The sequence below is a fragment of the Bradyrhizobium sp. BTAi1 genome, from assembly GCF_000015165.1.
GTDB classification, from domain to species: domain Bacteria; phylum Pseudomonadota; class Alphaproteobacteria; order Rhizobiales; family Xanthobacteraceae; genus Bradyrhizobium; species Bradyrhizobium denitrificans.
On the sequence record NC_009485.1, the window covers coordinates 2,323,187 to 2,345,517 of the forward strand.

Sequence of the window (22,331 nt, forward strand, 5' to 3'; positions counted from 1 at the left end):
AGACGCCCACAGGCGCGCTAGGAGAGTCGTCAGGAGCGGAAAAGTGAGAGCGCTTTGTATCGGCGCGTTGGCCGTGGTGTCAGCGTTGGCCCTCGGGGGCTGCAGTCACCCGGCAACGCCGCAGTTCGCGGTGCCCTGTGTGGATCTGAGCGGCCAAGCCTGCGCGGATAGTCCGCCCGTCGGCGAGCCGACCGTGCTGGCGCCTGCCGAAATCGCCGGCCAGTCGAGCCGTAAATCTGCTCCGGCCGTGGCGCGTCGGGCAAAGTTGCAGCGCAAGCATGCGCGCGCCGCCAAGCGGCGGGCCGCGTCTCACGCCACCGTGACCAAGCCCGCCGACAAGCCCAGCGACAAGACGCGAGACAAGCGGACGGAGACATCCGCGGACAAGCCGATCAACACGCCGGCGCGAACAGCCCGCCCGGAGCCAACGTCGCCGCCTGCAGCCGGCGAATCCGGCGCCAAGCCGCCGCCTGCCGTGTCGGATGTTCTACCGAACCCGGCCAAGGTGCAAAGCGAGGTCACTGTCGCGGCCGAATTGGCCGAACGGATGACGGCGTTGCGCGTGCCCGAGGTCCCTGCCGATACGCATCTCGTGGCTGTGCTCATGGCGCGTCCGAACGTGCGCGCACTCGCCGATCTCAGCGGCAAGGTGATCGCGATCGACGAGCGCTATGCGAAGTCGAACGCCAAGATCACCGCTGCGATGAACGCGGCCGGGGCGTCCGAGGTTTTGCTGCTGGAAGGCCAGGCCACTGCGATCACCCGGCTGACCAATGGCGAAGTGAGCGCGGCCGTCGTTGCTCTGGCGTCGCCCGAGGCGGCCGAGGCCTTTCCGAAGATCGCAGGTTTCCGCCTGTTCTCGGTCATGCTGACGCCGTAGCCAAGCGCGGCGCGCGAACTACGTCGTGGCCGTGCTGCTCGCGGGACGCGGCAGCGCCGCGCCCCTGACGGCGGCGATGCCCTTCGGGAAACCGCTGCGATCGCTGTAGAGCCGTTTGCGGCCGCGTTTCGGGTCGTGCTGTGCTGCGACATCCTTGGCCGCCAGATAGTCCAGCACGGTGATTCCGCCGACCATCACCAGCGCCGCCATCACGGTGCCGGCGCGCGGATTGCTCGGCCTGACCTCGCCGAGCAGCGTCGCCATGTCGAGACCGTCGCCGACCACGCGGCTCCATAGGCCAGCCTTCTTCTCCACCGACAGCGTCATCACGCCGGCGAGCAGTTCGCGCACACCATAGGCGCGCACCAGACCCTCGCGTCCCTGCATGCCGAGCGCGTTGGTGACGCGATGTGGCGCCAGCAGCTCCAGCGTCCCGAGCGCGATGCTGAACCAGCCGAGCCCGCGCGCCAGCCGATCCGCCGCCGTCAGCGAACTCGGGCCGGTGGAGATGATCTTGGGGTCGCCCTTCGACCTGACGAGATTGGAGAAATGAAACATGCGATGCGATCCCTTATGGCTTCAGCACGACCTTTACGCAGCTGTCCTGCTTGTCGCGGAAGGCGCGATACATCTCAGGTCCCTGCGCGAGCGGCACGGTATGGGTGATCACGAAGGACGGATCGATCTGGCCGTCGGCGATGCGCTGCGTGAGATCGTCGGTCCAGCGGTTGACGTGGGTCTGGCCGGTGCGGATCGTCAGCCCCTTGTTCATCAGCGCGCCCATCGGCACCATGTCGGAGAAGCCGCTATAGACGCCGGGGATCGAGACGATGCCGCCGGGCCGGCAGACATAGATGATCTCACGTAGCGCGTGGGGCCGGTCGTTCTCCAGCATGAACATCTGTTTGGCCCGGTCGAGCACGCTGTCGGGCTGCGCCATGCTGATATGGCTCTCGAAGCCGACGCAGTCGATGCACTTCTCCGGGCCCTTGTTGTCGGTCAGCTCGTTCAGCCGTCCGACGACGCTCTCCTTATCGAAATTGATGGTGATGGCGCCGCCGGCTTCGGCCATGGCCAGCCGCTCGGGAATCCGGTCGATCGCGATCACCCTGGAGGCGCCGAGCAGGATGGCGCTGCGGATCGCCATCTGTCCGACAGGGCCGCAGCCCCACACCGCGACGGTGTCGTCCGGCTCGATGTCGCATTGCGCGGCCGCCTGCCATCCGGTCGGGAAGATGTCGCTCAGGAACAACGCCTGCTCGTCGGTCATCCCGTCCGGCACCTTGATGTGGGTGGCGTCGGCGAAGGGGACGCGGAGATATTCCGCCTGACCGCCAGGATAGCCGCCGGTCAGATGCGTGTAGCCGAACAATCCCGCGGTCGTGTGCCCGAACACCTTCTCGGCGAGATGCTTGTTGCGGTTGGTGGTCTCGCACACTGAGTAATTGCCGCGCCGGCACTGCTCGCACTCACCGCAGATGATTGTGAAGGGCACGACGATGCGGTCGCCCTTCTTGAGTTTGCCATTGACCCCGGAACCGACCTCGACGACCTCGCCCATCGTCTCGTGGCCCATGATGTCGCCGGGCATCATCGCAGGGATGTAGTTGTGAAACAGATGCAGGTCCGAGCCGCAAATAGCGCAGCTCGTGACCTTGATGATCGCGTCCCTGTCGTGCTCGATCTCGGGATCGCTCACCGTGTCGCAGCGGATGTCCTCTTTGCCATGCCAGACCAGCGCCTTCATTCCCATCTCCGCGTCCTGAACGACCCTCGGAGAAAGTCGGTCATGCGCGGATGGTTGCTATGGACCAGGGATTTTTCGCCGGGCGCGGCCCGCGCCTGGGGATGTGGGGCCGCCTCGGCGGCACATGGCGGCCGTCATCCGGCCGATCATGTCGGACGTCCGTGTCTCGTGTCGGGAGGCGCGGTCAGGCTGCGGCTTTGCCGGTTTTCCTGGCGGCGGCCTTCGCGGTCTTGCTGACGGACTTCTTGCCGCTCTTGCCGTCCGGCTTTGCCGGCGCTGCCGCGGCTGACTTTTCGGACTTTTGCGGCTTTTCGGGCTTCTTGGGCAGCTCGGCCGCGGCGGCCTGACGCATCGCGCGGGCATAGCTGTCGGCGACGTTGTCCGCCGAGATCAGGAGCCGGCGCGCCGCGGCATTGGCCTGCTCGGCCACTTCGCGGGCGAGCATCTTGTAGCGCTCCTTGGCGTCCTTGTCCTTGGCTTTCATGGCCAAGCCGCTGAAGCGGTCCCGCCGCTTCTTGGCCGCCGCCAGAATGGTCTTGTTCTGCTGCTTGGCCAGTTGCCGGATCACGGCATCAAGATCGGCATCCGCCATCGTCGTCCCCAAACTCCCGAGAATCAGCGCTCCAGGCGCCCCAGAGCGCGCGGACTATGCTATCGGCGCTGCCGCTTTGCAATCGGGGCTGAACAGCTGCGCCACACCCGGGCGCCTCGTGCCGGCCGACCAGACCGGCCGCGCTCGATGCCTCCGAATTCTGAAAAGCGTGAGAGGTCGACTTGCATGGCGAGCGGCGGCAACGTCCGCCGCGGTCAGGCAGGCGGCACGGCGTTCTCCGGCGTTCGAGCCGGACCTGCCGACGGTGTCATGTGCAGGGGCCGCGCTGTCATATCACTAAGGACGGACTAACGGGGCCGGCGAAACCTCGGTGGAAACGCCTGGTAACGAATTCTCGGCAATTGCGTCAATTCGGATGAAAGGGATCATCAGCAATATGGCCCGCATCAGAGTTCTGCGTTTGGAGTGTTGCGGTGCTGTCCGGACATCGATACCTCGGGCTCCTGTCGCGGTTTCGCCGCAACGAGAGCGGGAATATCGCGATCATATTCGCGCTCGCATTGTTGCCGATCCTCACCTTCGTCGGCTCCGCGATCGACTATTCGATGGCGGTACGTGCCAAGGCCAAGCTGTCCGCCTCGCTCGATGCGGCGATGCTCGCCGCAACAGGCTATACCGCGATGCGCGGCACGGCGGCGGACGCCAAGACATCTGCCACCAACATGTACAATGGCCAGATGTCGTCGCATAAGCTGACCTCGAACTCGCTGAACATCACCGTCACGGACAGCGTGACGGCGCGAACCGTGACTGGCACGGCGTCGGTGGTCGTCAATACGGCGTTCATGTACATGTTCGGTTTTCCGACAATGACCGTGACGGCCTCCTCGTCGGCGTCGGCGTCGTTCCCGACCTATATGGATTTCTACGTCCTGGTCGACAATTCGCCGTCACAGGGGCTCGGCGCAACCACGGCCGACATGACGACGCTGCAGAACGCGACCTCTGACAAATGCGCCTTCGCCTGTCACGATACTTACACATCGAGCACGAAGAAGACGCTGCAGACCAACAGCTACTACCAGATCGCCAAGAACAAGGGCGTGACGATGCGGATCGACGTCGTCAGGTCGGCAACGCAGTCGCTGACCGATACGGCGACGTCGAGCCAGGTCGTCAGCAACCAATATCGCATGGCGGTCTACAGCCTGGGGAGCGATTGCGGCTCGCTGGGGCTGACGACCGTCGCCAGCCTGTCGTCGAGCATGTCGTCGGTGAAGTCCTCGGTCGGCGCGCTGGACCTGATGACCATCCCCTATAGCGGCTACAACAACGACATGTGCACCGATTTCGATGGTGCGATGTCGGGTATGAATGGCGTCATCCCGGCGCAGGGCGACGGGTCATCGACCAGTCCGCAGAAATGGCTGTTCTTCGTCTCCGATGGGGTCGCCGACTATTCCTATCCGACGACGTGCAGCAAGACCGTGCTTTCGGGCGGGCGCTGCCAGGAGCCGTTGAACACCACGACCTGCGACACGCTGAAGGCGCGCGGCATCAAGATCGCGGTGCTCTACACCACCTATCTCGCGATCACCAACAATAGCTGGTACACGACCTATATCGCGCCGTGGCGGGATTCGATCAGCGGCATCATGAAGTCGTGCGCCAGCCCGGGCTATTATTACGAGGTCGATTCCTCGGGCAGCATCGGCGCCGCGCTGACCGCGCTGTTCCAGCAGGCCATCGCGTCGGCGCATCTGACGAAGTAGCCGAACGCGGGTCAGGTCCTTAAGCCGGCAAGGCGAGCAGGTGCTGTAGCGTCGCGGCATCCTTGAGCACGGCGAGCGTTTCGCGGCGGGACAGGTAGCCGATCGCCTCGGCGAAACCGCCGGCCTGGGCGATCCGCGCCCGGGTGGTGGCGAGATCGATATCGATGTCGCCGGGCCGGCGCTGCGGCGGCGCGGGCAGGGCATTGATATGCTGGCGGCACAGCTCGGCGTTCTGCCGGAGCGCGTGCAGCGCGGCTTCGTGCGGTTGCCGCGGGGCCTCGCCAAGCTCCCTGGCGCGGATCAGCACCGGCGCCGGCTCGCGGTCCTCCGGCGTGGTGAACAGGCGCGCGCCGCGGCCGCGGCCGGCGGTCAGCAGGCCGATCGGGATGGCGAGCACAAGTCCTGCGATCACGGGCGACATCCAGGCCAGCAGCGGAACGGAGACCGCATAGGCGGCGGCGGCCATGGCCACGCCGCAGACCGAGGGCAGGGCGAATTTGCGGAAGATTTCCTGCCGGTTGACGCCGCCATCGCTGCGCCGCTGCACCTGCCAGCCGGCGTCCCGGCCGAGCAGGATGTCGATCACGGCGACCGACTGGAAGATCATCATCGACGGCGCGATCAGCGCCGACAGCAACGTTTCGGTCACCACTGCGGCGCAGAGACGGAGGCCGCCACCAAAGCCCCGGCGTCTGTCCGCGGTGAACAAGGCAGCCAGGCAGGCGAGCAGCTTCGGGATCATGAGCAGGCCGAGCGTCGCGCCGAACACCTGGGCGGCGAGCACCGGATCCTGGGCCGGCCAGCTCGGAAACAGCGCAAAGCCTTTCGGGAAGTATTCGGGCCGGACGAAATTGGCCTGCAGCGAAATCAGGATGCCGAGCACCAGGAAGGCGAGCCATAGCGGAGCGGTGACATAGGCGCCGATGCCGATCAGTAGATGCAGTCGCGACACCCAGTGCAGCCCGCGAGCCGGTAGCACCGCCAGATGCTGCAGATTGCCCTGGCACCAGCGCCGGTCGCGCGCGGCATAGTCGATCAGCGACGGCGGCACCTCCTCGTAGCTGCCGCCGAGATTCACCGTCATGTAGATGCCCCATCCGGCGCGGCGCATCAGCGCGGCCTCGATGAAATCATGGCTGAGGATGTGCCCGCCGAACGGCTTGCGGCCGCGCAGCTCGGGCAGTCCGGCGTGCTGCGCGAAGGCGGCGACGCGGATGATGGCGTTATGGCCCCAATAATTGCCTTCGGCGCCGTACCACCACGCATTGCCGGAGGCGATGACGGGCCCGTAGAGCCGGCCTGCGAATTGTTGCAGCCGCGCGAACAGGCTGCTGCCGTTGACGATCACCGGAAGCGTCTGGATCAGCGCGGCCTGCGGCGCCTGTTCCATCGCATAAGCGAGCCGGACCATCGTCTCGCCGCTCATCAGGCTGTCGGCATCGAGAATGATCATGTGGTCGTAGGCTGCGCCGAACCGCCGCACCCATTCGGCGATGTTGCCGGATTTTCGCGCGAGATTGTCGGCGCGGTGCCGGTAGTAGACGCGATGCGTGGGACATGCGTCGCGCAGCGCCAGGAACGCGGCCTCCTCTCCGATCCAGGTGTCGGGGTCGGTGGTGTCGCTGAGCAGAAACCAGTCGAAGCGATCGGTCGCGCCGGTCTTGGCCGCGGATTCGATCATCGCGCGCAGCCGCACCATCACCGCGTCCGGATCTTCGTTATAGGTCGGCAGCAGCATCGCGGAGCGGCTCGACAGCGCGGGGAGGGGGCCGTCGAGATCGATCGGGATCGTCTCCCGAGTCCGAGCCAAGGTCACGGCAAAGCCGGCCAGCGCCGTGATGAAGGCGAAGGTGATCCAGGCGAGCAGGATGCAGAACAGCACGAGCACCAGGCCTTCGAGCACGGTCACGCCGCCGACCTCGACGACCTGGTACATCTTGGCGCAGCCCACCGCGGTCAGCGCGGCGGTGGAGGCCAGAACGAGCGCGCGACGGACCGCGACCCCTGGCCCGCTGCTGAGCGCAGGACGGCCCGGCACGGGCTGGTCAAGCGGCGCAGCCACCATCTCGCAGGGCGCCTCGGAGGGCAGGAAGTCCGTTCCCGTCTCGTCACGAAGCTGATGCGATCGTCTTGAGCTTACGGCGTCCATCGATAGATCCAGCTCTCGGAGATGAGCTTGTCGCTCGCGAACAGTTCGGCCCGCAGCTCGACCGGCGCGTCCTTGGCGGCGCATTGAAAGCTCAGGCGCCATCCGCCGGTCTCGGGATTGGGCTGGGCGACCACGTTGGTCACCTCGGTCTTCTCGGCGCTCACGACACCCTTGACGGTGCCGGGATCGAGCCCCTTGAGCGCATCGCCCGCGAGTTCGAGCACGAACAGCCGTCCCTCGCCCAGCGCGGCCACGCCGGTGCGGGTGAAGCGCGCCAGCGCATGCGGCTTCGGCACGTCCGGGCCCCAATGCAGCCGATAGGTCATGTTGTGCTCGCCCTTGGCCGCGAGCGGCGTCTTCGGCCGCCAGAATGCGGCGATGTTGTCATGGATCTCCTGCTTGGTCGGGATCTCGAACAGCACCACGGCGCCTTCGCCCCAATCGCCGATCGGTTCGATCCACAGGCTCGGTCGCCGCTCGAACCGCGATTCCAGATCCTGGTAGGCGGCGAATTGCCGCTCCCGCTGCATCAGGCCGAAGCCGCGTGGATTGAGATCGTTGAAGACGCTGACCTGCAGGTCGCGCGGATTGCTGAGCGGACGCCAGAGCTGCTCGCCCTTGCCGTTGAACATCGCAAGCCCGTCGGAATCATGCACCGCGGGCCGGAAGTCGTCGGTGTCGCTGCGGTCGTTGGGCCCGAACAGGAACATGCTGGTCATCGGCGCCAGTCCGGCATGGCCGATCTCGACGCGCGGATACAGCGAGGCCTCGACATCGAACACGGTGGTGTCGCCCGGGCGGATCGTGAAGCGGTAGGAGCCGGTCGCGCTCTTGCTGTCGAGCAGCGCGTGCACCACCATCGCAGTGGCGCCGGCGGTCGGCTTCTCCAGCCAGAACGCCTTGAAGACGGGGAACTCCTCGCCCTTGGCCTCGCCGGTGTCGATCGACAGGCCGCGCGCCGACAGCCCGTAGATCTCGCCTTTGGCGACCGCGCGAAAATAGCTCGCGCCGAGAAATACGCAGACCTCGTCATAATAGTCCGGCCGGTTCATCGGCGTGTGCAGCCGAAAGCCGGCGAAGCCGAGATCGGCCGCCGGAAACGCCGGCACTTGCGGGCCAAACGCGAAGTCTTCCGGACGATAGGTCACCGGCCTGGCCTGGCCGTCCGTGACCTCGTAGATGTCGACGCGGTCCTTGTAGATGAACCCGCGATGAAAGAACTGCGCCTGGAACGGCAGCTTCTCGTCGCGCCACAGCGCGTGCTCCGGCAGAAAGCGGATCGAGCGGTAGGCATCGTAGTCGAGCTTCGCCAGCGCATCCGGCAGGTTGTCGTCCGGCGTGGCATATGGCTTGGCCGCGAGGTTGCGCGCGAGATCGCGGACATTGGCTGCATTGAACGGCTGACCCGCAGGCGCCGCGACCGCGACGCTCCGCGCGACGGATGCGGCGATCGGGATCGCAGCCGCAGATTGCATGAACTGACGGCGATTCAACTTGTTCTCACTTTTCTGCGTGGACGCCGAAGCAACCGCTCAGGCGACGTCGGGTTCCATCGGAGTCGGCGACCTTGCCGCTCTCACCAATGGATCATCGTTGCCGAACGACACATGAATGGCGACAGCGCAGCGCGTCAGGCGCGGAGAGGATGCGCGTGATGAGCAGGATGTTGAGCCGCAGACCCCTGCTTCAGAGGTGCTTCATCGTCAGACGATACCGATCCGGTGCGGGGACCGCTGAGGCGCGAGCCCGGCCTCGCTCGATCGCCGGCGCAGCCAGTTACGAAGGCTGACGATCTCCGGACAATCGGCCGTCCCTTCGGGAGCGATCAGCCAATCGCCCACGCCAGTTTCCCCGTGAATCCGGTCGCAGCGATAGCCCGGGTGGTGACCGAGGCTGCGGGCAATCAGCGCGTCGACCTTGCCCTCGACCAGTTCATGCAAGCCGGCGGGTTGCAGCACGCGCAAGCCGATCTCGGCATTCCCGGCCCGGAATGCGTCCAGCCCGAGCCGGCGCAGGTCAAGGCCGCCATGGACGCCCAATTGCAGCAGCACGGCGCCTTGCGGCTTGAGTTGCGCGGTCGCGTCGGCGATGCGACGGAAACCGTCCGATATTCCGGGCAAATAGCTTTGACCGGCTGCAGTCAGGATGAGTTGTTTGTGCAATCGCTCGAACAGGCGGACGCCCAGGCGAGCCTCCAGCGCCTTGACCTGCTGGCCCACGGCCGCAGGAGTCACATGCAGCTCCTGCGCGGCGCGCTTGAAGCTGAGATGTCGCGCGGCAGCTTCGAATGCGCGCAACGCGTTGAGCGGCGGAAGCGTATAGGTCATTGCATCGAGTTTGACACTGATCGGCCGTGGCCTTGCAATAGATTTTCTACGGTGAGACCACGGCAAATCTGCTTTGAGCCGGCCCGGCCTCGACAGCTACGTTCCGCTCCTCATGTCATCGGTGCCTACAGGGCAAGGCCCGAGAGCCGCCAGAGGAGAGATACGCCATGGTCGATATCGTTCACCCGTTCTACGAGGGGCATCGCGATGCGATGGAAGCTGTCATGGGCCACCGCCTCGACCTCGCCGAACCGCTGCTGCGCGACCGTGCGCATGTGTCCGGCATCGCGCAGGTGAGGCGGCAGGTGATGGACGAATTCGAGGTCGTGCTCACCCAGATGCCCTATGTCGGCGGCGCCGCAAGCCGCATGACTGACTTCTTCATGCGCCTGATCGGCTTCATCGCCATCAGCCGCGTGCTGCGGCGGCACGGCGTGTCACCCTCCCTGATCGGCGACATCGAACGGGAAACCTACAGGGCGCAACTGCTCATCGAGCCCGCAGCGGATCGCCTTGCCGAAGGGCGCCAGTTCATGTCGCCGGAGAACCGGAGACGTCTGCGCGAGCAGGCCGCACACAGCGCTTCAGAAGCTCATCAGCGCGAGTTTCCCGATGACTTCGTCTATGAGTTTGTCGAGCCTGGCCCGGGCGACCGGTTCGAGTTCGGCATCAACTACACATCATGCGGATTCTGCAAGTTCGCGGCGCGTCACGGCGATCAGGCGATTCTGCCGAACATCTGCTGGCTCGATGTCGACGCCTATGCCGTGCGCGGCATCCATCTCGAAAGGACGCAGACGCTGGCTGGCGGGGCGAGCCATTGCGATTTCAGATTCTCGTCATTGCAGTCGGACGACAATGACGTGGACAGCGTTTGCCCTACAGCTCCCTCGCATTGCTGAACGCGAACGAGCTCACCCGCCGTGTCGTCTCGTCCAGGATCAGCGTCCGGGTGATCGGCGGCTCGGCGCGCTGGGCGCAGTTTTCGCGCTCGCACAGCCGGCAATTGACGCCGATCGGCGTGCCCTCGGTCTTCTCCAGGTCCATGCCTGCCGCATAGACGAGACGTGAGGCGTGGCGGATCTCGCAGCCGAGGCCGATGGCGAAGCGCGGCTGGGGCAGCGGATGCGGCGCGACCGGACGGCGCACCATCTGCGCGATGGAGAAATAGCGCGAGCCGTCGGGCAGCTCGATGATCTGCTTGAGAAGGCGGTCCGGCGTGTCGAAGGTCGAGTGCACATTCCACAGCGGGCAGGTGCCGCCGAACTTCGAGAAAGGGAAGGTGCCGGACGAAAACCGCTTGGAGACGTTGCCGGCATTGTCGACGCGCAGCATGAAGAATGGAATGCCGCGCGCATTGGGGCGCGATAGCGTGGTCAGGCGATGGCAGACCTGCTCGAAGCCGGTGTTGAAGCGCTGCGCCAGCACGTTGATGTCGTAGCTCAGCGCTTCTGCGGCGGCGAGGAAGGGGCCGTAGGGCATCATGACGGCGGCGGCGTAATAGCTTGCCAGCGTCATGCGGTAGAGCCTTCGCGATGTGTCGTCGAGTGCGCCGGCGCGGCCGATGATGATTTCGAACTGCGGCAGGCATTCAGCCATGCCGAGCTGGAACGCGAGCTGAAAGGTGCGGCCGGGCCCATCGACGAGTTCCGAGATCAGCAATTGGCGGCGATGTCGGTCATAGCGGCGCAATGTCTCGCGCATGACGTCGACCGGCATCACCCGGGTCTGCACCGAATGCTTTTCGCGCAGCCGCGCCGCAAGCGCCGCATAGAGTCCTTCGGCGGGCACGTCGAGCGCGTCGCGCAGGCCTTCGGCCTGCTGCTCGAGCTCGGCGAAGTAGTTGCGGTTGGCCTCGATCAGGTCGCGCACCCGTTCGATCGGGTTGGCCTCGAAATGGCCGCCGCCCGCGTTGCGGTCGGCCATCTGTGCCGCCACCAGCGTCTCGCCGCGGCGCGCTTCAGCGTAGGCGGCATACAGACGCTGCAGGGCGTGGGTAATGCCGGGGCACAGCTCGGCGAGGTCGCGCAACTCCTGCTTCGGCAGCTCGATCTGGCGGAACAGCGGGTCGGAGAAGATCTCGTTGAGCTCGGCGAAGAAGCGGTCCTCGTCGGCGGTCGCAAGATCGCGCAGATCGAGGTCGTAGGTCTCGGCCAGCCGGAGCAGGATCTGGGCGCTGACCGGCCGCTGGTTGCGCTCGATCAGGTTGACGTAGCTTGGCGAAATGCCGAGCCCCTCGGCGAGCTGGGTCTGCGACAGGCCGAGCTGCTGGCGAATCCGCCGGAAGCGCGGGCCGACGAACAGCTTCTTTCCGGATTCACCGGGCATCGCGATCTCCTGACAGGCCGGAAGACCCAATTTTGTGACAAGATTTACAAAATGACATTTGTGACAAGTGATGATGTTACATGACATCACCATTCAAAAACAAGGGGACTAGCGGTAAGCGTCGGTTTCGCGTTTATCTCCTGTCACGCAATTCGCAATGCACTGTCAAAGTTGTGACGTTGAAGGAGGGTCTCATGACCAGCAATTTCTGGGTGATCGGCGGCGAGTTCGGCTCGATGAATTTCCACAAGCTGGTGGAAGGCTCGGCCCAGGTGAAGGGTCCGTTCAAGTCGCGCAAGGAAGCCGAGGACTGCTGGCGCGAGGTCTCCGAGGAGAACCGGCACAAGGCTGGCGTGCGGTTCTCGATCGTCGAGGAGCCGCAGCGCGCCCCGGCGGCGTGACCCGACGCGAGGCATTGCCGGGTATTTGAATAAGCTCGAGGAAGAGCCCAAGGACGGGGCGGTCTCAGCCGGGTCACCGGAGGAGGCCGCCCACGTCCGTTCTGGTTACGATGCTGTGCTTATAACCCATTGAAGATCAAAGGGGATTGCAGAATACTGGGTTACTGCTAGGTTAACCGGGTGGGAACCTGGCAGAACCAGGGCCAAACTGTGAAAGCGTCAGCGATGTCCGAGGCCCCCGACAGCAGCACCGAACCGCGTCCCGTGCGCCTGCGCGAGGCGCTGCGACAAGCCCGGATCGAGGCCGCAGACCGCACCGGGGTGGTGGTCGATCTGCGCGATGCCGAGGTGGCGCGGCTGGAGATTCTCAACGACGCGCTCGATCCGCTGTTCAATGAGATCCCGGGCCAGATCGATTTGTTCGATCGCGGCATCAGCCAGGGCGAGACGCCGCGCTTGTGGATCGACATTGTCGCCCATGTCGTGATGGGCCGCGACAAGCGGCAATATCGCTTCGTGCAGGACACCCGCAACGGCCGCATCGTGCTCGCCGAATCGCACGAGGCCGGCGCCATCGTGAAGGCTGTGACCGATTATGTTGCGCGCCGCATGGTCGAGCGCGAGCGCGCCTTCAGCCCGGCGCGCGCGCAGGCCCCGATCGCCGCGGAGAAGCCGCGCCAAGGCAGCAGGGTTTGGACGTTTGCGCTCGGCTTTGTGCTCGGCGCGCTGTCGCTGTTCGGCGTCGCGCTTTATGAGAGCCTGAAACCGATCTCTTTCTGAACCCGCGTCAGAGCAGCCGAACCTGCCGAATCTCGCGCACCCGCAACGCATCGTTGACGCTGCGGACCGTCATGTCGCAGCGCCAGTGATTGCCGGCGCGGGAGATGGCGAAGATGTTGTAGGCGGCCGCCGGATAATGGCCGTGTGCAATGGAGGAGGCCGAGGGCACACCGACGGTCGGAATCTTGCGCTCGGGGCCGTCGATCCAGATCGTCGAATGCACGTGATCGTGGCCGTGCAGGATCAGCTCGACGCCGTGGCGTGCGAGCAGGGCGATGAGATCCTTGGCGTCGGTCAGCCGCTTCATGCGATTGGCGGAGCGCAACGGATGATGCACCAGCAGCACCCGGAACAGCTGCTCATGGGCGATCGACTGCAGCAGTTGCTCCAAAGCGGCAAGCTGCGCGCTGCCGAGCCGGCCGGTCGCCATGAACGGACCGGAAGGCACGGCCGATGACAGGCTGATCAGCGCCAGCGGCCCGCGCCGGCGCAGCGAGGGAAAAGTCGCCGGTCCCTCCTGCGGGGCATCGCCGCCGAAATAGGCGGCAAAACTCTCGGCGAAACGCAGCCGGGTCGAGCGCACATAGGCGTCGTGGTTGCCGGGAATGGCCGTGACCTTGTCCGGTGGCCCGACCGTCTTGAGCCAGGCCTGGGCGAGCGGGAATTCCGACTCCAGGGCGAAATTGACCAGATCGCCGGTGACGGCAATCTGGTCCGGCATCTGCGTGTGCAGGTCCGACACCAGCAGATCGAGAATATCGCGCCGGTGATATTTGTAGCGGTTGCGGGTCCAGTTCAGATAGCCGAGCGCGCGCTTGCCGGCGAGCTCCGCCAGCCGCGGCCGCGGCAGCGGTGCGAGATGCGGGTCGGACAGATGCGCGAGCGTGAACGCGGCCATCACCGGCCTCGGCGCCGAATGCGGATGCGAGCGCGCCAAATCGTCATGTCGTGCTATCCCTCATGCTGCCGGCTCTCATGGCAAGCCCCGCGGGGAAGCGCAAGGACAACCAGGACTTCGAATTCTGATGACAACACATCTCAGCCGCTTGCGGATCCGGTTCGAGCCGCTGCTCCGGCGCGGCTTTCATCTGTATTGGCGGTTCGCGCGCGGCATGACCCTGGGTGTGCGCGGCGTCGTGCTGGATGCCGACAATCGGGTGTTCCTGGTCAGGCATGGCTATGTCGCCGGCTGGCACCTGCCGGGCGGGGGTGTCGAGGTCGGCGAGACCTTCCTGGAGGCGCTGACGCGGGAATTGTTCGAGGAGGGACGGATCCAGCTCTCGGCTGAGCCGGAGCTGCACGGCATTTTCCTCAACAGCCACGTCTCGCCACGGGACCACGTCGCCGTATTCGTTATCAAAAGGTTCACGCAGGACCGGCCGCCAACGCCGAACAGCGAGATCGTCGAGACCGGCTTCTTCGCCCGCGATGCGCTGCCCGAGGGAACCACTTTGGGGACGCTGTCCCGCCTGCGCGAGGTGCTAGACGGCGTTAAGGTCATTCCCACCTGGCGGCCGGAACAGCCCGCTCAGGCCGGCTCATTATGAAATTCTGCACCGAATGCGGGCAGTCTCCCCAGCGTGGGAGAGGGGTCTATGAGTTCACCATCGATGCGGATCGCAGTGCTGGTGCCCTGCTATAATGAAGAGGCGGCCGTCGCCGCCGTGGTCAGGGACTTCAAGCAGGCGCTGCCGACGGCGACCGTCTACGTCTATGACAACAATTCGAAGGATCGCACCATCGAGGTCGCGCGCGCGGCCGGCGCCGAGGTGCGCAGCGAGCGGCGGCAGGGCAAAGGCCATGTGGTCCGGCGAATGTTTGCCGATGTCGATGCCGACATCTACGTGCTGGTCGATGGCGACGCCACCTATGATGCGCCGAGCGCGCCACGCATGATCGAGCGGCTCGTGGCCGAGCATCTCGACATGGTCGTGGGACTGCGGATCGACCAGGAGCAGGCGGCCTATCGCATGGGCCATCGCACCGGCAATTGGATGCTGACGCGCTTTCTCGCCGAAGTGTTCGGTCAGGCCTTCAAGGACATCCTGTCCGGCTACCGCGTGTTCTCGCGGCGCTTTGTGAAATCATTTCCCGTTCTCTCCGACGGTTTCGAGATCGAGACCGAACTCAGCGTTCATGCGCTGGAACTGGCGCTCCCGGTGGCCGAAATCGCAACGCCGTATTATGCGCGGCCAGAAGGTTCGGTCTCCAAGCTCAACACCTGGCGCGACGGCTTCCGCATCCTCGGTACGATCCTGAAGCTCTATCGCTCGGAGAAGCCGCTGCGCTTCTTCACGGCGATCGGCATCTTCTTCGCGCTGGTCTCGATCGGCTTCGCTATCCCGGTCTTCGTTACCTTCATCGAGACCGGGCTGGTGCCGCGGCTGCCCACGGCCGTGCTGTCGATGGGCCTGATGATCATGGCGCTGCTGTCGGCCTCGTCGGGCCTGGTGCTGGATACCGTCACCCGCGGCCGTCGCGAGATGAAGCTGCTGGCCTATCTGTCGCATGCACCGCTCGGGCGGCCATCCGCCTGAGGCCGGCTCATCACATCCCATCCCACCGCATGGCGGACGCTTGTATCCGCCCGCCAGTGCCGTCATGGTTCGGGTTCGCTCCACGTCCTGCAAAGAGATCCCTGCTTCCATGCCCATCCTCAACAGCATCGCCGCTCTCGCCGACGATATGGCCGCCTGGCGCCACGATTTTCACGAGCATCCGGAGTTGATGTATGAGGTGCATCGCACCGCCGGCATCGTCGCCGAGCGGCTGCGGGAATTCGGGTGCGACGAGGTCGTCACCGGCATCGGGCGGACCGGCGTGGTCGGTGTGATCCGTGGCCGCAAGACGGGGTCGGGCCGCATCATCGGCCTGCGCGCCGACATGGACGCGCTGCCGATCGAGGAGGCTTCGGGCGTGCCCTATGCCTCGAAGACACCGGGGCTGATGCATGCCTGCGGCCATGACGGCCACACCGCGATGCTGCTCGGGGCCGCCAAGCATCTCGCCGAGACCCGCAATTTCGACGGCACGGCGATCGTGATCTTCCAGCCGGCCGAGGAGGGCGGTGCCGGCGGCAAGGCGATGGTCGATGATGGCCTGATGACCCGCTGGGGCATCCAGGAGGTCTACGGCCTGCACAATGCGCCAGGCGTGCCCGAGGGAGTCTTTGCGCTGCGGCCGGGCCCGATGCTGGCCGCGTCCGACGAACTCGAGATCACCGTTCATGGCAAGGGCGGCCATGCCGGCGCCGGCGTCCACAAGGCGGTCGACAGCGTGCTGATCGCCGCGCACATCATCACGGCACTGCAGTCGATCGTGTCGCGCAACGTCGATCCGATCAAGTCGGCGGTCATCTCGATCTGCATGGTCGAGGCCGGCAAGGCCATGAACGTCATTCCCGAAACCGTCGAGCTGAAGGGCACCGTGCGCACGCTCGATCCCGAGGTGCAGGACCTGGTCGAACGGCGCATCGCCGAGGTCGCCGACGGCATCGCGCGCACCTATGGCGGCACGGCCACGACGAAATACACCCGGCTCTATCCGATCACGATGAATCATGCGCGCGAGACCGTGATCGCCGCCGACGTCGCGCGCGACGTGGTCGGGGCGGAGCGCGTCGTCGATCAGGCGCCGCCGCTGATGGGCGCCGAGGACTTCGCTTTCATGCTGCAGGCCCGCCCCGGCGCGTTCGTGTTCCTCGGCATGGGCGACGGCAAGGACTGTCACCATCCGGCCTATCGCTTCAACGACAACATTCTCGGCCACGGCGCGTCCTATTGGGTGCGGCTGGTCGAGAAGACAATGCCGGCGGAGTGACGCTGGCGTGGCGTCAGTTGCGGGCCATCGCCTGCAAGGAGAGCTGACGCCATCGCCGCGGGCTGCAGCCGGTCCAGCGGGCGAACGCGCGGGAGAAGGCTGAAGCTTCGGAATAGCCGAGCAGGAAGGCGATGTCGCCCAGCGGCAAATGGGCCTGGCGCAGATAATGGCGGGCGAGATCGAGGCGCGTGGCCTCGATCAGATCGGAGAAGGTGGCGCCGAATTCAGCAAGGCGGCGCTGCAAGGTCCAGGGCGTGGTCGACAGCGCCTCGGCGACCTCCTCCAGATGAAGCGCGCCCGCGGACAGCCGCCGCCTGATCTCGCCGCGAACCAGGTCGAGAAATGCCGGCGTGCCGCACGAGCCGGCAACGCCGGCGAGATCGGTGGTCAGCCGCTGCAGGCGCGACAGATCGGCCTGCGGCATCGCGCGGTCCAGGCCGCGATCGCGAAACACCAGCGCGTTGGTCCCCTGCGACCAGCCGACATCGGCATCGAACGCCGCTTCATGGTCGCGCCAGGACGCGGGCCGGGCATGCTCGAACAGCACCATCTCGGGCGCCCAGCCCGACGGCAGGCAGGTGCGGAAGACATTCGCGAACATGCCCATGGTCAGCTCGGCATCCTGCCGGCGATCGACGATCGAGCCGTCGAGAATGCGATATTCGAGCCGGAGCAAGCCGTCACGTCGGGTGAGCCGGGTCTCGGTCGCCTGCTGATGCCAGGGAAACCACAGCGCGAGGTGCTCGATGGCCGAGCCGAGCGTCGGGGCCGCAAGCGCGATCTCGCCGATCAGACCGAGCATCTGCGGCTGGTAGCGCTGGCCGAACCACAGTCCGAAATTGTCGTTGCCGGTCTCCTGCGCGGCGTCCTCCATCATCGCGACATAGTCTGCGAGGTCGAGCGCGCGGCGGGTCTGGCCAAGGCATTCCGCATCGATGCCGATCCGCTCGAACACCGCTTCGGGGCGACCTCCCGTGCGGGCGATGAAGTCAGCCACGCCGGTCGCGGCGGCGGCCAGAATGTTCCGGCTCCGATCCCGCGGAGGCTGGCTGTCGGCTGCAAGATGCTGTGCCATGAGATCCTCGCCTTTGAGGAAATGCGCCGTCGATTCACACCTCGTAGTTATGCAAGTCACGTGCCTGTCGAAGCGGGCTCTCGATGGGACCTCCGCGCACGGACATGGCGCGGAGGGCTGTTGGCGAAGATCTCACGCGGCGGCCGGATCAATCGGCCATGGCGCGGGCCTCGTTCAGGGCGATGTCGAGCAGATTGTCATTCGCCGCATTGGTGCGCTTGCCTGCCGTCAGACGATAGAGCAGCAGGCCGGCGGCGAACAGCACCACGAAGGCCGCAAACACCTGCAGGTTGAACCAGACCATCGTGAGCAGCGAGAGCGTCGCGCACACCAGGGCCACGGCCGGGAGCACCGGATAGAGCGGCGCCTTGAACGGCCGGACCAAATTGGGCTCGGTCGCGCGCAGGCGGAACAGGGCGGCCATGCTCATGATGTACATCACCAGGGCGCCGAACACGCTCATGGTGACGATGTTCGCCGTCAGCGTCTGCCCGGCGAATTGGATCAGCTCGTCGGAAAAGATCGCGGCGATGCCGACCACGCCGCCGGCGAGGATCGCCCAATGCGGCGTGCGGCAGGTCGGATGCAGCGCGGCGAGCTTTGCTGGCAGGAAGCCGGCGCGCGACAGCGCGAAGATCTGGCGCGAATAGCCCATGATGATGCCGTGAAACGAGGCAATCAGGCCGAACAGGCCGATCCACACCAGCATGTGCAGCCAGCCCGAATTCTCGCCGACGACGATCTTCATGGCCTGCGGCAGGGGATCGTTGATGTTGGCGAGCTTCGACCAGTCGCCGACGCCGCCGGCCATGATCATGGTGCCGAAGGCGAGCACGACGAGGGTCAGGATGCCGGCGATATAGGCGAGCGGAACGGTCTTGGTCGGATTCTTCGTCTCCTCGGCAGCCATGGCCGCGCCTTCGATCGCCAGGAAGAACCAGATCGCGAAGGGAATGGCCGCGATGATGCCGCCGATGCTCGTCAGCGAGAACGTGCTTTCACCGGCCCAGCCATTGGCGGCGAAATTGGCGAAGGAGAAGCCGGGCGACACCACGCCCATGAACACCAGGAGTTCGGCGATCGCCAGGATCGTGACGAACAATTCGAACGTCGCGGCGATCGAGACGCCGGCGATGTTGAGCGCCATGAACACCACATAGGCGCCGAGCGCGGCGGCTTTCGGCGACAGCGCCGGAAACTGGACGTTGAGATAGGCACCGATCGCGAGCGCAATCGCGGGCGGGGCGAACACGAACTCGATCAAGGTCGCAAAGCCCGCGACGAAGCCGCCGAGCGGGCCGAAGGCGCGATAGGAATAGGCGAACGGGCCGCCGGCATGCGGGATCGCCGTGGTCAGCTCGGTGAAGGAGAAGATGAAGGTCGTGTACATCACCGCGATGAAGATCGTGGTGACCAGGAAGCCGAGCGTGCCCGCCTTGTCCCAGCCATAGCTCCAGCCGAAATATTCGCCGGAGATCACCAGCCCGACCGCGATGCCCCAGAGATGGAGGCCGGTCAGGCTCTTCGAAAGCGTCGGTTTGGTCTCGTCACTCATGTCCACGCGCTCCTGTCGGTTTGTGATGGGTGATCTCTGCTGTCGAGTGTGTGGTCTCGATCGCGCCGTCAGGCGCCGCTTCCTTGAGGCCGATGCCGGTCACGCCGATCCGCAGCGCTTCGCGCACCAGCCAGGCCAGCTTCTCGCCGGCCCGCTCCGCCGACAGGCCGTGGTCATGAATGTTCGAGATGCAGTTGCGCGCGCTGTCGCGCAGGCCGGGCGCCGGATGGAGTGTGAGGTAGACGCCGAGCGAGTCGGCCGCCGACAGCCCCGGGCGCTCGCCGATGAGAACGGCCACGAGCCGGGCGCGCATCGCCGCGCCGACATCGTCGCCCAGCGCGACGCGCGCCTGCGAGGCCAGCACGACCGGACCAATGGCAAGGCCCGGGAGTCGCGCCTCGGTCGCGATCACCACGTCAGCTGCGTGGCGTTCGACCGCATCGGCGGAGAGCCCGTCGGCGATGACGAAGACGAGATCGAACGGACCTGACGGCAGCTGTGAGGCTGCGCCTGCGGCGAGGCGGCGTCCGAGGTCGGGCCGGCGCAGGTAGCTGGCGCGGTCCGGCGCCGCGCTGGCCACCTTGATCACCTCGCGCGGCGCCAGCGCGTCGGCGATGCTGTCGAAATTGACCTTGCCCCACACGGCGTCGCGCGCGAGCGCATGCGCCATCTGGAATTCCAGTCTGGCCTGCGTCGGCAGCCCGTCTCCGCAGCGTCCGAGCGCGACGCGGGCGCGCGTCATCCGGCGCAACATGTCGAACGCATCGTCCCTCATGCCCGCGCTCCGCGTCCGATCAGCCGGGTGACGGCGGGCGCGCTGCGCGGCAGCGGCGGCACGCGGCCGTGTTCGTCGAGCAGGCCCATGCGCGCCAGCCAGGCCTCGAACTCGGGTGCCGGGCGGCGATTGAGCAGATGCCGCAACCGCATCACGTCGTGATGCGACAGGCTTTGATAGTTGAGCATGATGTCGTCGGCGCCGGGGACCGCGATCAGGAAATTGACATTGGCCGCCGCGAGCAGCAGCGCCAGATCGTCCATGTCGTCCTGATCGGCCTCGGCATGGTTGGTGTAGCAGACGTCGCAGCCCATCGGCACGCCGAGCAGCTTGGCGCAGAAATGATCCTCCAGCCCGGCGCGGATGATTTCCTTTGCGTCGTACAGATATTCCGGACCGATGAAGCCGACGACGGTATTGACCAGCAGCGGCGAGAAGGCGCGCGCGACCGCGTAGGCGCGGGCCTCGACGGTCTGCTGATCGAGGCCGTGATGGGCGTCGGCCGAGAGCGCCGCGCCCTGGCCGGTCTCGAAATACATGACGTTGCTGCCGATGGTGCCGCGCTTGAGCGACTGCGCGGCGTCCTGCGCCTCCGCCAGCAATGCGAGCGTCACGCCGAACCCGGCATTGGCGGCCTCGGTGCCGGCAATCGATTGAAAGACGAGATCCAGGGGCGCGCCTTGCTCGATCGCCTGGATCGAGGTCGTGACGTGGCTGAGCACGCAGGATTGCGTCGGCACCTCGAATTTGCACCTGATGTCGTCGAGCATCGACAGCAGGCGAATGCAGGCTTCGACATTGTCCGTCGCTGGATTGATGCCGATCACGGCATCGCCCATGCCGAACAGCAGACCGTCGAGGGTGCCGGCCGCGATCGCCTGGGGATCGTCGGTCGGATCGTTGGGCTGCAGCCGTGACGACAGCCGGCCGGGCAGGCCGATGGTGGAACGAAACGCGGTCACCACCCGGCACTTCGCCGCGATGGCGATCAGATCGCCATTGCCGCACAGCTTGGAGACGGCCGCGACCATTTCCGGGGTGAGGCCGGGCGCGAGCGTGGCAAGCCGGTCGGCATCCGCCTCCCAGGACAGCAGCCACTCGCGAAACTGCCCAACGGTCAGCGCGGCGACCGGCGCGAATGCCGCGGCATCGTGGCTGTCGAGGATGAGGCGCGTGACCTCGTCGGTCTCGTAGGGAATCAGCGGCTCGTCGAGGAAACGTCGCAACGGCACATCGGCCAGCGCCATCCGTGCCGCCACCCGCCGCGCGGCGCTGTCGGCCGCGACGCCCGCCAGTTCATCGCCGGAGCGGCGGGGTGAGGCGCAGGCCAGCAGCGTCTTGAGATCATCGAAAACATGAGTTTCGCCGCGATGGCGCGACCGGAATGCACCTGTCATCTTCGACCTGCCGCTGTGTCAGAGGGGTCCCAAGCGGCCGGGACGACGGCCGCAACGCTCATGACGGGGGCGAGGTTAGGCGATGGCGGCTCCGGAAACTTGACATCTCAGCACAATCTTCGGTCACACCGTCTGAATGCTCAGAAATTCAGCAGATGATCTGGAGAACTGAGCGAATGCGGTGAAAGCGACGGCGCCACGCCATGGACCGCGCCGCGCCGGGATGCTATCTCGCCACCCCACATGAGTGACCTCTCCATCACGATCTCAGCCGAGAAGCCGGGCGATGCGCAGGCGATCGAGCGGCTGCATGAGCGCACCTTCGGCCCCGGCCGCTTCGTGCTGAGCGCCTATCGGTTGCGCGAGCACGTCGATCACCTGCTCGAATTGTCGTTCACCGCCCATATCGGCACCTTGCTGGTCGGCTCGGTGCGGCAGCTGCCGATCTGCGTCGGCGACACCAAGGCGCTGATGCTCGGGCCGCTGACGGTCGAGCCGCCGTTCCGCAAGCACGGCATCGGCCGCATGCTGATGGAGCGCTCGATCGCGGATGCGCGCGTGCAGGGCCACCGCCTGATCCTGCTGGTCGGTGATGCCGCCTATTATGCGCGGGTCGGCTTCAAGCCGGTGCCGAAGGGCCGCGCGACGATGCCCGGGCCTGTCGACTACAACCGGTTGCTGGTGAACGAGCTGGTCGAGGGCGCCTTCGAGGGTGTCGCGGGCGAGATCCGTCCGGATTGGGATTACGCGCGCTAAGATCTTTCCATCATTGC

The 22,331-nt window shown here is 65.8% G+C and carries 21 protein-coding genes; 9 read left to right on the forward strand and 12 right to left on the reverse strand.

The annotated features are described in order from the left end of the window. Positions 1–43: 43 nt before the first annotated feature. The gene (locus BBTA_RS10450; protein ID WP_012042452.1) at positions 44–880 is read left to right on the forward strand and encodes a hypothetical protein; all 837 of its coding nucleotides are present in this window, start codon (positions 44–46) and stop codon (positions 878–880) included. An 18-nt stretch (positions 881–898) separates the two neighbouring features. Here BBTA_RS10450 and BBTA_RS10455 read toward each other — a convergent pair whose 3' ends face one another. The 3 genes from BBTA_RS10455 to BBTA_RS10465 form a co-directional block, all read right to left on the reverse strand. Next, positions 899–1,438, reverse strand: coding sequence for a hypothetical protein (locus BBTA_RS10455; RefSeq protein ID WP_012042453.1), 540 nt, complete (start codon positions 1,436–1,438; stop codon positions 899–901). 13 nt (positions 1,439–1,451) lie between these two features. Then, positions 1,452–2,627: a zinc-dependent alcohol dehydrogenase gene (locus tag BBTA_RS10460; protein ID WP_012042454.1), complete on the reverse strand. Its 1,176-nt coding sequence runs from the start codon at positions 2,625–2,627 to the stop codon at positions 1,452–1,454. Between the two features lie 184 nt (positions 2,628–2,811). After that, positions 2,812–3,219, reverse strand: a complete 408-nt coding sequence (locus tag BBTA_RS10465) for a hypothetical protein (RefSeq protein WP_012042455.1) — start codon at positions 3,217–3,219, stop codon at positions 2,812–2,814. A 434-nt stretch (positions 3,220–3,653) separates the two neighbouring features. Here BBTA_RS10465 and BBTA_RS10470 point away from each other — a divergent pair, with 434 nt between their 5' ends. Further along, positions 3,654–4,952, forward strand: coding sequence for a TadE/TadG family type IV pilus assembly protein (locus BBTA_RS10470; RefSeq protein ID WP_012042456.1), 1,299 nt, complete (start codon positions 3,654–3,656; stop codon positions 4,950–4,952). A gap of 19 nt (positions 4,953–4,971) precedes the next feature. On the opposite strand, the gene mdoH is transcribed toward BBTA_RS10470, so the two are convergent. The 3 genes from mdoH to BBTA_RS41725 form a co-directional block, all read right to left on the reverse strand. After that, positions 4,972–7,101 (reverse strand): glucans biosynthesis glucosyltransferase MdoH, encoded by a 2,130-nt coding sequence (gene mdoH / locus BBTA_RS10475; RefSeq protein ID WP_041750528.1) that lies wholly within the window; start codon positions 7,099–7,101, stop codon positions 4,972–4,974. After that, positions 7,089–8,576, reverse strand: a complete 1,488-nt coding sequence (locus BBTA_RS10480) for a glucan biosynthesis protein G (RefSeq protein WP_012042458.1) — start codon at positions 8,574–8,576, stop codon at positions 7,089–7,091. Before BBTA_RS10480 ends, mdoH begins: the two co-directional genes overlap by 13 nt. Positions 8,577–8,804: 228 nt before the next feature. After that, a complete protein-coding gene (locus tag BBTA_RS41725; protein ID WP_012042459.1) occupies positions 8,805–9,428 on the reverse strand; it encodes a LysR family transcriptional regulator in 624 nt (207 codons plus the stop codon). A 167-nt stretch (positions 9,429–9,595) separates the two neighbouring features. Between BBTA_RS41725 and BBTA_RS10490 the strand changes: the two genes are divergently transcribed. Further along, entirely contained in the window at positions 9,596–10,330 is a 735-nt protein-coding gene (locus BBTA_RS10490) for an L-2-amino-thiazoline-4-carboxylic acid hydrolase (RefSeq protein WP_012042460.1), read from the forward strand. On the opposite strand, the gene BBTA_RS10495 is transcribed toward BBTA_RS10490, so the two are convergent. Continuing rightward, the gene (locus BBTA_RS10495; protein ID WP_012042461.1) at positions 10,308–11,756 is read right to left on the reverse strand and encodes a short-chain fatty acyl-CoA regulator family protein; all 1,449 of its coding nucleotides are present in this window, start codon (positions 11,754–11,756) and stop codon (positions 10,308–10,310) included. The two genes, BBTA_RS10490 and BBTA_RS10495, sit on opposite strands and share 23 nt — an antisense overlap. A 194-nt stretch (positions 11,757–11,950) precedes the next feature. Between BBTA_RS10495 and BBTA_RS10500 the strand changes: the two genes are divergently transcribed. After that, positions 11,951–12,157 carry a hypothetical protein gene (locus BBTA_RS10500; protein ID WP_006612464.1) on the forward strand — a complete coding sequence of 69 codons (207 nt, stop codon included), beginning with the start codon at positions 11,951–11,953 and terminating at the stop codon, positions 12,155–12,157. A gap of 225 nt (positions 12,158–12,382) precedes the next feature. Next, positions 12,383–12,937, forward strand: coding sequence for a hypothetical protein (locus BBTA_RS10505; protein ID WP_041750529.1), 555 nt, complete (start codon positions 12,383–12,385; stop codon positions 12,935–12,937). 7 nt (positions 12,938–12,944) lie between these two features. On the opposite strand, the gene BBTA_RS10510 is transcribed toward BBTA_RS10505, so the two are convergent. Continuing rightward, positions 12,945–13,835: a metallophosphoesterase gene (locus BBTA_RS10510; RefSeq protein WP_041751364.1), complete on the reverse strand. Its 891-nt coding sequence runs from the start codon at positions 13,833–13,835 to the stop codon at positions 12,945–12,947. Positions 13,836–13,962: 127 nt separating this feature from the next. Here BBTA_RS10510 and BBTA_RS10515 point away from each other — a divergent pair, with 127 nt between their 5' ends. The 3 genes from BBTA_RS10515 to BBTA_RS10525 all read left to right on the forward strand — a co-directional run bounded on the left by BBTA_RS10515 (position 13,963) and on the right by BBTA_RS10525 (position 16,756). Then, complete coding sequence (locus BBTA_RS10515; RefSeq protein WP_012042464.1) at positions 13,963–14,484, forward strand: NUDIX domain-containing protein; 522 nt, start codon at positions 13,963–13,965, stop codon at positions 14,482–14,484. A 48-nt stretch (positions 14,485–14,532) separates the two neighbouring features. After that, positions 14,533–15,474 carry a glycosyltransferase family 2 protein gene (locus BBTA_RS10520; RefSeq protein ID WP_012042465.1) on the forward strand — a complete coding sequence of 314 codons (942 nt, stop codon included), beginning with the start codon at positions 14,533–14,535 and terminating at the stop codon, positions 15,472–15,474. Positions 15,475–15,583: 109 nt separating this feature from the next. Next, complete coding sequence (locus tag BBTA_RS10525; protein ID WP_012042466.1) at positions 15,584–16,756, forward strand: M20 aminoacylase family protein; 1,173 nt, start codon at positions 15,584–15,586, stop codon at positions 16,754–16,756. 13 nt (positions 16,757–16,769) lie between these two features. Here the strand turns inward: BBTA_RS10525 and BBTA_RS10530 are convergent, their stop codons facing one another. From BBTA_RS10530 to BBTA_RS10545, 4 genes are all read right to left on the reverse strand, one after another. Beyond that, the gene (locus BBTA_RS10530; RefSeq protein ID WP_041750531.1) at positions 16,770–17,831 is read right to left on the reverse strand and encodes an AraC family transcriptional regulator; all 1,062 of its coding nucleotides are present in this window, start codon (positions 17,829–17,831) and stop codon (positions 16,770–16,772) included. A 148-nt stretch (positions 17,832–17,979) separates the two neighbouring features. Next, positions 17,980–19,386 carry an ethanolamine permease gene (gene eat / locus BBTA_RS10535; protein ID WP_041750532.1) on the reverse strand — a complete coding sequence of 469 codons (1,407 nt, stop codon included), beginning with the start codon at positions 19,384–19,386 and terminating at the stop codon, positions 17,980–17,982. Then, positions 19,379–20,161 carry an ethanolamine ammonia-lyase subunit EutC gene (gene eutC, locus BBTA_RS10540; protein ID WP_049795341.1) on the reverse strand — a complete coding sequence of 261 codons (783 nt, stop codon included), beginning with the start codon at positions 20,159–20,161 and terminating at the stop codon, positions 19,379–19,381. The genes eat and eutC overlap by 8 nt, the downstream gene beginning before the upstream one ends. Further along, on the reverse strand, positions 20,158–21,558 hold the full coding sequence (locus BBTA_RS10545) for an ethanolamine ammonia-lyase subunit EutB (RefSeq protein WP_012042470.1): 1,401 nt from the start codon (positions 21,556–21,558) through the stop codon (positions 20,158–20,160). Before BBTA_RS10545 ends, eutC begins: the two co-directional genes overlap by 4 nt. Before the next feature lie 243 nt (positions 21,559–21,801). Between BBTA_RS10545 and BBTA_RS10550 the strand changes: the two genes are divergently transcribed. Further along, a complete protein-coding gene (locus BBTA_RS10550) occupies positions 21,802–22,314 on the forward strand; it encodes a GNAT family N-acetyltransferase (RefSeq protein WP_012042471.1) in 513 nt (170 codons plus the stop codon). The last annotated feature ends 17 nt before the right edge of the window (positions 22,315–22,331 follow it).

Coding starts and splice junctions, on each gene's coding strand:
- BBTA_RS10455 (WP_012042453.1), bottom strand. CDS start 1,438: ATGTTTCATTTCTCCAATCTCGTCAGGTCGAAGGGCGACCCCAAGATC.
- BBTA_RS10460 (WP_012042454.1), bottom strand. CDS start 2,627: ATGAAGGCGCTGGTCTGGCATGGCAAAGAGGACATCCGCTGCGACACG.
- BBTA_RS10465 (WP_012042455.1), bottom strand. CDS start 3,219: ATGGCGGATGCCGATCTTGATGCCGTGATCCGGCAACTGGCCAAGCAG.
- mdoH (WP_041750528.1), bottom strand. CDS start 7,101: ATGGACGCCGTAAGCTCAAGACGATCGCATCAGCTTCGTGACGAGACG.
- BBTA_RS10480 (WP_012042458.1), bottom strand. CDS start 8,576: ATGCAATCTGCGGCTGCGATCCCGATCGCCGCATCCGTCGCGCGGAGC.
- BBTA_RS41725 (WP_012042459.1), bottom strand. CDS start 9,428: ATGACCTATACGCTTCCGCCGCTCAACGCGTTGCGCGCATTCGAAGCT.
- BBTA_RS10490 (WP_012042460.1), top strand. CDS start 9,596: ATGGTCGATATCGTTCACCCGTTCTACGAGGGGCATCGCGATGCGATG.
- BBTA_RS10495 (WP_012042461.1), bottom strand. CDS start 11,756: ATGCCCGGTGAATCCGGAAAGAAGCTGTTCGTCGGCCCGCGCTTCCGG.
- BBTA_RS10500 (WP_006612464.1), top strand. CDS start 11,951: ATGACCAGCAATTTCTGGGTGATCGGCGGCGAGTTCGGCTCGATGAAT.
- BBTA_RS10505 (WP_041750529.1), top strand. CDS start 12,383: ATGTCCGAGGCCCCCGACAGCAGCACCGAACCGCGTCCCGTGCGCCTG.
- BBTA_RS10510 (WP_041751364.1), bottom strand. CDS start 13,835: ATGGCCGCGTTCACGCTCGCGCATCTGTCCGACCCGCATCTCGCACCG.
- BBTA_RS10515 (WP_012042464.1), top strand. CDS start 13,963: ATGACAACACATCTCAGCCGCTTGCGGATCCGGTTCGAGCCGCTGCTC.
- BBTA_RS10520 (WP_012042465.1), top strand. CDS start 14,533: ATGAGTTCACCATCGATGCGGATCGCAGTGCTGGTGCCCTGCTATAAT.
- BBTA_RS10525 (WP_012042466.1), top strand. CDS start 15,584: ATGCCCATCCTCAACAGCATCGCCGCTCTCGCCGACGATATGGCCGCC.
- BBTA_RS10530 (WP_041750531.1), bottom strand. CDS start 17,831: ATGGCACAGCATCTTGCAGCCGACAGCCAGCCTCCGCGGGATCGGAGC.
- eat (WP_041750532.1), bottom strand. CDS start 19,386: ATGAGTGACGAGACCAAACCGACGCTTTCGAAGAGCCTGACCGGCCTC.
- eutC (WP_049795341.1), bottom strand. CDS start 20,161: ATGAGGGACGATGCGTTCGACATGTTGCGCCGGATGACGCGCGCCCGC.
- BBTA_RS10545 (WP_012042470.1), bottom strand. CDS start 21,558: ATGACAGGTGCATTCCGGTCGCGCCATCGCGGCGAAACTCATGTTTTC.
- BBTA_RS10550 (WP_012042471.1), top strand. CDS start 21,802: ATGAGTGACCTCTCCATCACGATCTCAGCCGAGAAGCCGGGCGATGCG.